The organism is Bradyrhizobium sp. AZCC 1577 (assembly GCF_036924575.1).
In the GTDB taxonomy this organism is placed as follows: domain Bacteria; phylum Pseudomonadota; class Alphaproteobacteria; order Rhizobiales; family Xanthobacteraceae; genus Bradyrhizobium.
In genome coordinates this window covers 7242474-7250000 of the sequence record NZ_JAZHRQ010000001.1, presented here as the reverse complement: position 1 = coordinate 7250000, position 7527 = coordinate 7242474, and the positions used below count along the sequence as shown (strand labels likewise).

General features: G+C 63.1%; 7 protein-coding genes. 2 read left to right on the top strand and 5 right to left on the bottom strand.

Going from position 1 to position 7527, the window contains the following annotated elements:
* Nucleotides 1–390: 390 nt before the first annotated feature.
* Entirely contained in the window at nt 391–999 is a 609-nt protein-coding gene (locus tag V1278_RS34325; RefSeq protein WP_334383765.1) for a hypothetical protein, read from the top strand.
* 156 nt (nt 1000–1155) lie between these two features.
* Here the strand turns inward: V1278_RS34325 and V1278_RS34320 are convergent, their stop codons facing one another.
* The 4 genes from V1278_RS34320 to V1278_RS34305 form a co-directional block, all read right to left on the bottom strand.
* Complete coding sequence (locus V1278_RS34320) at nt 1156–2244, bottom strand: TRAP transporter substrate-binding protein (protein WP_334383764.1); 1089 nt, start codon at nt 2242–2244, stop codon at nt 1156–1158.
* Between the two features lie 392 nt (nt 2245–2636).
* Nucleotides 2637–3950: an NAD(P)H-dependent oxidoreductase gene (locus tag V1278_RS34315; protein WP_334383763.1), complete on the bottom strand. Its 1314-nt coding sequence runs from the start codon at nt 3948–3950 to the stop codon at nt 2637–2639.
* Between the two features lie 176 nt (nt 3951–4126).
* On the bottom strand, nt 4127–4927 hold the full coding sequence (locus V1278_RS34310; protein WP_334383762.1) for a phytanoyl-CoA dioxygenase family protein: 801 nt from the start codon (nt 4925–4927) through the stop codon (nt 4127–4129).
* Nucleotides 4928–5003: 76 nt separating this feature from the next.
* Complete coding sequence (locus V1278_RS34305) at nt 5004–5678, bottom strand: GntR family transcriptional regulator (RefSeq protein ID WP_334383761.1); 675 nt, start codon at nt 5676–5678, stop codon at nt 5004–5006.
* Between the two features lie 147 nt (nt 5679–5825).
* On the opposite strand from V1278_RS34305, the gene V1278_RS34300 reads away from it, so the two are divergent.
* Nucleotides 5826–6644: a class I SAM-dependent methyltransferase gene (locus tag V1278_RS34300; RefSeq protein WP_334383760.1), complete on the top strand. Its 819-nt coding sequence runs from the start codon at nt 5826–5828 to the stop codon at nt 6642–6644.
* On the opposite strand, the gene V1278_RS34295 is transcribed toward V1278_RS34300, so the two are convergent.
* The gene (locus tag V1278_RS34295; protein ID WP_334383759.1) at nt 6637–7494 is read right to left on the bottom strand and encodes a sigma-70 family RNA polymerase sigma factor; all 858 of its coding nucleotides are present in this window, start codon (nt 7492–7494) and stop codon (nt 6637–6639) included. The genes V1278_RS34300 and V1278_RS34295 overlap by 8 nt on opposite strands.
* Between the last annotated feature and the right edge of the window lie 33 nt (nt 7495–7527).

Sequence of the window (7527 nt, the reverse complement as noted above, 5' to 3'; positions counted from 1 at the left end):
CGTACGGGACTTGCGTACCCGCGTTGCTGTGGGCGGTCTGGGCTGCCGCTCGCGGCAAGCGTAGATCTCGGCGTCCCTCCTCGATCGAAATCTTGTTGCGCCGCTCGATGGTGGGGGTGAATCATCGGCGGCCTCGGATTCGCTTGAGGAGCCGGCAGCGTCGTTATCGTGAAGCTCGATCGCGAAGCTAAACGCGTGCCTTCAGAGTCTCCATGCCGGGATAAAACGGTAGCCGGGCAGAGCGCCACGATCACCAAACTCTGAACGAGTCGTGATCATTCGGCCACGATTCGGCATCAGCTTCCGCCCGAGTTCACAAGCCATTCAGCCGGGTTCCCATACCTCTTGGACGAGGTCCGAACACTGTCTAATTTCTCAAAGGAGCGCCCCATGCGTGAGATCTTTCGCCCCGCCGCCGTTGCCTTGAGCACTGCCTGTCTCGCGCTCGCCTTATCGGCCGTTTCCAGCGGCGAGGTGCTGGCGCAGGCCAAGCAGGCGCCGCCGAAGCAGGCTCCTGCCCAGGCCGCGCCGCCGCCTGCCCAGCAGGAGGTCCCCGCCATCAAGCAGATCGCGCTGACCGACAAGCAGATCGAGAGCGTGCTAGCGGCGCAAAAGGATGTCGACGCGATCACCGATAAGATCCCCGACAACGCCAAGCCCGACCCGAAGATCGATGCGCAACTCGACGCCGTCGCGAAAAAGCACGGCTTTGCCAGCTACGACGAATACAACACCGTCGTCGACAACATCAGCCTGGTGCTCGGCGGCTTCGATCCGGCGACGAAGAAGTTCGTCGGCGCCGAAGCCGTGCTCAAAGCACAGATCTCCCAGGTCCAGGCCGACAAGAAGATGCCGGCCAAGGACAAGAAGGCAGTGCTGGCCGATCTCAATGAGGCGCTGAAGTCGCCGCCGCCGGCAATCGAGAACAAGGGCAACATCGATCTCGTCGCGAAATACTACGACAAGCTCGCCGAGGCGCTCGGCGAGGGCGAAGAGTAAGCCGCAAGCGTTTTCAAGCGAGGCATGCCCTCGGACGTGATCCGAGGGTGGACCGGTTCGCGTGAAGAAAACGCGTAAAGATTAGAGAGCCACCCGTTCAACGAAGAGGCCCCGGAGAAATCTCCGGGGCTTCCTTTTTGTCAGCGGTAGTGCGCCTCAGGTGCGGGTGCGCATTCGCATCATGAAGCTGTCGTAGCTCAGCTCAGCCACCTGATTCCATGCCAGCGACTCGTTGCGGAACGCCGACAGGCTCGTATACATCTTGTTGAAGTGCGGGTTGTTCTTGGCGAGATCTGCGTAGATGCCGTTGGCGGCATTGTAGCAAGCCTCGAGCACTTCCTGCGGGAACGGTCTGAGGATCGCGCCCGCAGCCAACAGCCGCTTCAATGCCGGCGGATTGACGTAGTCGTATTTGCCGGTGACCCAGGTGAACGTATCGTAGGACGCGGTCTCGATCGCGGCCTGGTAATGCTTCGGCAGCGCGTTGAATTTTTCGAGGTTCATGATGTTGTGGCCCTGGCCGGTGCCTTCCCACCAACCCGGATAGTAGTAGTACTTCGCGACCTTCACGAAGCCGAGTTTCTCGTCGTCGTAAGGGCCGACCCACTCGGCCGCATCGATGGTGCCCTTTTCCAGCGCCGGATAGATGTCGCCGCCCGCGATCTGCTGCGGCACGCCGCCGACCTTGGCGATGATGGTGCCGGCGAAACCGCCGACGCGGAATTTGAGGCCCCGGAAGTCATCCATCGACTTGATCTCTTTCCGGAACCAGCCGCCCATCTGCGCGCCGGTAGAGCCGGTCGGCTGGCCGATGCAGCCATACTCCTTCAAGAGGTCGTTGAGCATGTCCATGCCGCCGACGAAGCGCAGCCAGGAAATATGCGAGCGCGTGTTGAGGCCGAACGGCAGCGACGTGCCGAAGGTGAACGCCGGGTTCTTGCCCCAATAGTAATAAAGCGCGGTGTTGCCCATCTCGACGGTGCCGTTCGAGACGGCGTCGAGCACCTGCAGACCGGGCACGATTTCGCCGGCCGCGAACGCCTGAATCTGGAATTTGTTGTCGGTGATTTCGGCAACCCGCTTGGCGAAATATTCACAGCCGCCATACAGCGTATCGAGTGCCTTCGGCCAGCTTGCCGTGTAGCGCCACTTTATCTCCGGGTTGGACTGCGCAATCGCTGGCGCGGCAACCGCACTCGCGGCAAGACCGACGCCGCCCACCTTCAAGAAATCACGACGTTTCATTTGTCTCCCCTCTGTTATCGTCGAGACCGACCAAGGGACAACGATCTCACGTCGTCTTCTCTGGTTTTCCGATGGGCGGTGCCGGACTGTTGTTTAGGAATGTGGGCCCTGAAACCTAGGCTCTTGGTGCTGCAATCAATTTTCCCGGCTTTGTGGACCTGAAGGCAGGATGACGAATTGGTGATTGATAATCAAGCGTTCTGGTTAGCCGCAAGTGCGAAGAGCTGCCTGAATATCGAGCGGCCCAGATGCAGTACTGGTTAATCGGATTGCCGCATTGCGGTAATTCCGCCGCGCAGGCGCGGAGGACAGCGCCCATCATTCGACCTGAAGTGCATGCGCAGCGCAGTGGAGTTTTCGGCTGCAACTTGTTTCCGACGCGCGCCGCGTGATCATCGTCTGGTGGAGAATGCCGCTTCCATCGCCCTCCGCGTCTTGATGGTGTCGCTGTTTTCATCGACCTCGACATCGATCCAGCGCACCACCTCGCCGTGGGCGACGTCGTTCTTCAGCTTGACGCGATGAGCAAGCCCGATCGGTAACGCGCCGGCGGCGAGGCTTTTCGATGCCGGCATCAACTTGCCCCACACGGTGTAGCCGCCTTCGCCGTCCAGCATTTCGCCGGCGCGCAGATCGCGTTTTGCAATCGCCGCGACGTCGCCGCGAAAATCATGCGGCTGACCGGTCGGCTCGTTGCGTAGCGCGGCCGAGAGGATCGAGATATTCAGCTCAAGTCCGATCAGATGATACGGCTTGTACATCGCCGCATATCGGCCTGATGCGTCGGTCTTCAGCCCGTACTGCCTGAAGCAATCGGCAGCGTAATCGTTCGGTGCTTCCAGCACGACATAGACGCCCCAGCGCAGATCCCGGAATACGGGACGGCCGTCGCGCTCCAGCGACGAGACGACTTCCGCAAGGCCGGCCTTCTCCAGCACGCCGCCCTTATTACGTGGCCGCATCACATGCGGCAGATCGTCGACGCCGCAAGGTGGAAACAGCAACCCGTCCGACGGCACGTCCAGTCCGGTCGCATTCGCGATCGCCGCCATTTCGATCGCGGACTTGGTGCCGTCCAAAAACGAGTTGAACATCTGCGGATTCATGCCGGCCGATTGCGCTTCGCCCGCCGTCAGCCCGTAATGCTGCCAGACGCCGTCCGGCGTCACGTCATGATAGGCGGGCAGGTATTTGGTGCCCTTGCCGGCGGCGACGACGCGAAAGCCCGTCGCGCGCGCCCAATCCACCATCTCCGCCGTCAGCGCCGGCTGGTCGCCATAGGCCAGCGAATAGACCACGCCAGCCTTGCGCGCTTCCTGCGCCAGTAGCGGCCCGGCCAGCACGTCGGCCTCGACATTGACCATCACGACATGCTTGCCCGCCGCAATGGCCGCGCGGGCATGCCTAATGCCGACGGCCGGGTTACCGGTAGCTTCCACCACGACGTCCACTGCGCTGTCGGCGATTGCGCGCGCGCCGTCGTCGGTGAAGACCGTCCGCGCGATGCGCGCCTGATCCCAGCCGACGGTGCGGCAGGCTTCGCGGGCGCGATCGCGATCGATGTCGATGATGACGGGCACTTCGAGTCCCGGCGTATGCGGCACCTGCGACAAGAACATCGAGCCGAATTTTCCGGCGCCGATCAGCGCGACGCGAACCGGCTTGCCGGCCGCCAATCGGGCATTGAGAAGGTGGTGGAGGTTCATGAGAAATCCGACAAGCTATCTGAAACGTGTCCCGGACGCGGTGCAGCCTAGGCGATGCGAAGCATCGTCCGGCAACGCTGCTCCGCAGAGCCGGGACCGATGGGAAAGTATAGCGTGGGTCCCGCCTCAGCAGCGCATCATTTCATGCTGCGCTGCGTCCGGGGCACGAGAGAGCCTCACTCCGCGGCTTGCCGATGCGCACGCGCGAGCCGCAGCAGCGCGTCGTCGTCCACCGTCTGGATCGGCGTGAAGTCGCGATGCGCGATGTAGTCGGGCCGCGTGGGGGTGCGGATGTAGTTCGAGACCGCATTCAGCGTCAGGTAGACGATCTTGCGCGGGTAGGGCGTGATGTTGCCGCTTGATCCGTGCACCAGGTTGCCGTGGAACATCAGCATGCCGCCGGCCTTGCCGGTGGGCGCGACGATGCCGCCTTCCTTCACCAGCCGGGTGACAGTCTCCTCATCCAGGGTCCACAGCGGATAGGACGTCGTTTCCAGATCATGCGAGGCCTTGAGGTCGCCGGCGTGCTGGCTCTTCGGCACCAGCATCAACGGGCCGTTGATCGGCATTACCTCGTCCAGGAAGATCGCGATGTTCATCGCGCGCGGCTCCGGCATGCCGTCGTCGCGCTTCCAGGTGCCGTAATCCTGATGCCACTGCCAGACATCGCCGGTGAAGGCGGCTTTGGCGTTGATCTTGAATTGATGCATGTAGACCTTCTCGCCGAAGATCTGCTCGATCGGCTCGATCATGCGTGGATGCGCGCCGAGAGCGCCGAACGCCTCGTTATAGAGATGCGCGGCAAAGGCGGTGCGCGGCGCGCCGCTCTTCTCGCGCCACACCTCCGGGCGGTTGGCGTCGTAGATGCTGACGGCCTCGCGGGCGAGATAACCCACTTCCTCCGGGCTGAACAACTCCGGCAGGAACAGCCAGCCTTCGCGGTTGAAGAATTCGATCTGCTGTGGCGTCAGTTTCATGGTGTTTCCTCCTTTGGTTCTTGTTGTTGTCATTCCGGGTTCGATGCTTCGCATGCCCCGGAACGAACGCGCGTTGTTACGCCGCTCTATCCGTCGCCCTCAGTCTCTCCTCAGTCATCCGCCCGGCCGTCTGCGCATGCGCCAGCGCTGTGGCCTCCGCCGCCCTGGCGTTGCCGGTGAGAATCTGCGCGGCGATCGCCTCATGCTCTTCCCAGGCGCGTTCGCGGTAATCGAGCTCTGCCAGCACCGTCGCCATCGAGCGGCGCATATGCGGCCATTGCGGCGCGATCATTTCCTCGATCGCCGGATTGCCCGCGAGGCGATAGACGGCGCTGTGAAAATCGACGTCGAGGGCGATCAGCCGCGAAAGCGGCGTGTCTTTGCCGATGCTCCGCTCGGCCTGCAGCGCCGCCTCGAGCTGCGCGCGCCCGGAAGCATCGGCTCTCGCCCGCCCAGCCGCGAGCTTTGCCGCCAGCGCGTCGATCGCGCCTCGCACTTCGTAGAGCTGGCGGATGCGTTCGGGATCGAGCCGGATGACTTCAAAGCCGCGGCGGCCGCTTTCGGCGACGAGCCCCTGCCGATGCAGCAGATGCAGCGCATGGGACACCGGCTGGCGCGATACGCCGAGCTTTTCTGCAAGCTCGTTCTGCCGGATGCGATGCCCGGGCGGCAACGAACGATCGGTAATCGCTTCGAGGATCCGGGCATAGACCTGGTCGATCAGGTTGGGGAGTGGATCCACGGGGATCATGCCGGTCGTCCCATTTTGGAATACGGAATTCCGAATTCAGAAATTAGCGACCGGCCCTGGCTGCGTCAAGGGGCTGTGGGGAAACTCACAATTGCCGCGCGCCCGGCAGGCTATATTTCGACGGGGCGCGTGATCGGAGGATTGATCATGGACAATGCCGCGAGTTTCACGGGCAGCATCCCGCATTATTACGATCAGGGCCTCGGACCGGTCATTTTCGTCGAATATGCCGCCGACATTGCGCAACGCGTCGCGGCTGGCCGCCCGGCGCGCGTCCTGGAGACGGCGGCCGGCACCGGCATCGTTACGCGCAAGTTACGCGATGCGTTGCCGGCCGATACCCAACTGACGGCGACCGATTTCAATCCGCCGATGCTCGATATTGCCCGCGCCAAGTTTCAGACCGGCGAGCAGGTCGCCTTCCAGCCCGCCGATGCGGTCGCGCTTCCATTCGCCGATGCAAGCTTCGATGCGATCGTTTGTCAGTTCGGCCTAATGTTCTTTCCGGACCAGGCAAAATCCTTTTCCGAGGCCAATCGTGTGCTCGCGCCCGGCGGCCGCTACGTGCTCAGCGTTTGGGACTCTCACCGCTACAATCCGTTCGGCCGGATCGCGCATGAAGTGGCGGGCCGTTTCTTCGCGACCGACCCGCCGCAGTTTTACAACGTGCCGTTCTCCTGCCACCAGATCGATCCGATCAAGGAGATGCTGATCACGGCTGGCTTCGGCGACATCGGCATTGCCGTGATCAGGCAGGTAAGAGAACTCCCTGACGTCGCGACCTTCGCGCGGGCAGCCGTCCATGGTAATCCGCTGATCGATCAGGTCCGGGCGCGCGGCGGCGTCGATCCGGACCAGATCGCCGACACGATGGCGCAGGCGTTTCGCCGCGAATTCGGCGATCCCGGCCGGATGCCGGTTCAGGCGATCGTGTTCTCCGCAACAAAGATGACGTCGCTCACGTGAGCAGGCTTACGTCGAACTGGCCAATCCGCTCGGCATCGGCCACCGCTTCCACCGCCGAGATCCTGTCGCCACTGATCGTCAGCCGCACCACGATGCGCAGTTGCCCTCCGAGAATGACAGCGAGCGCGATTGCACCGTCGACCAGCGCCGGCTTGGCGGCTTGTGCGCGTCCCTTGAAGACTTCGGCAACTGCAGCAGAGCCACGGATTTCCGCGAACGAGCCCAGTCGCTGCGCGGCGGAATCGGCGCGGAACACCACCTCGGGATCGAGCACCGCGAGCAGCCCTTCGAAGTCGCCCTCGCGGGAAGCCTTGATGAAGGCCTCGACGATGGTTTTCTGCCGGCCGAAGTCGGGATCCGGCGGCGGCGTGCCCTGCACCCGGCGACGGGCGCGGCTGGCCAGTTGCCGTGCCGCGGCCGGCGTGCGGCCGACGATGGGCGCGATCTCCTCGAACGGCACCGCGAACATGTCGTGCAGCACGAAAGCAAGCCGCTCCGCAAGCGCGAGCGTTTCCAGCACCACCAGCAGCGCTGCGCCGACGGAGTCGGCCATCTCTGCGTCCCGCCCATGCTGGTCATCGGCGACAGGTTCCGGCACGTGCGGACCCATTGGTTCCTCGCGCCGCGATTTGCGCGAGCGCAGCATGTCGAGGCAGACGCGGGCGACGACCGTGGTCAGCCAACCCCCGAGGTTTTCGACCGCGCTGGTATCGGAACGGCTCAGCCGCAGCCAGGTTTCCTGCACGGCATCATCGACCTCGCTGGTCGAACCCAGCATGCGGTAGGCCACCGCCCGCAGATGGGGTCGGTTGGCCTCGAATTTCTCAGCCAGAAACTTTTTCTCGTCCATCGGTCACATTCCCATGTCGCGTTCCGTCATGGT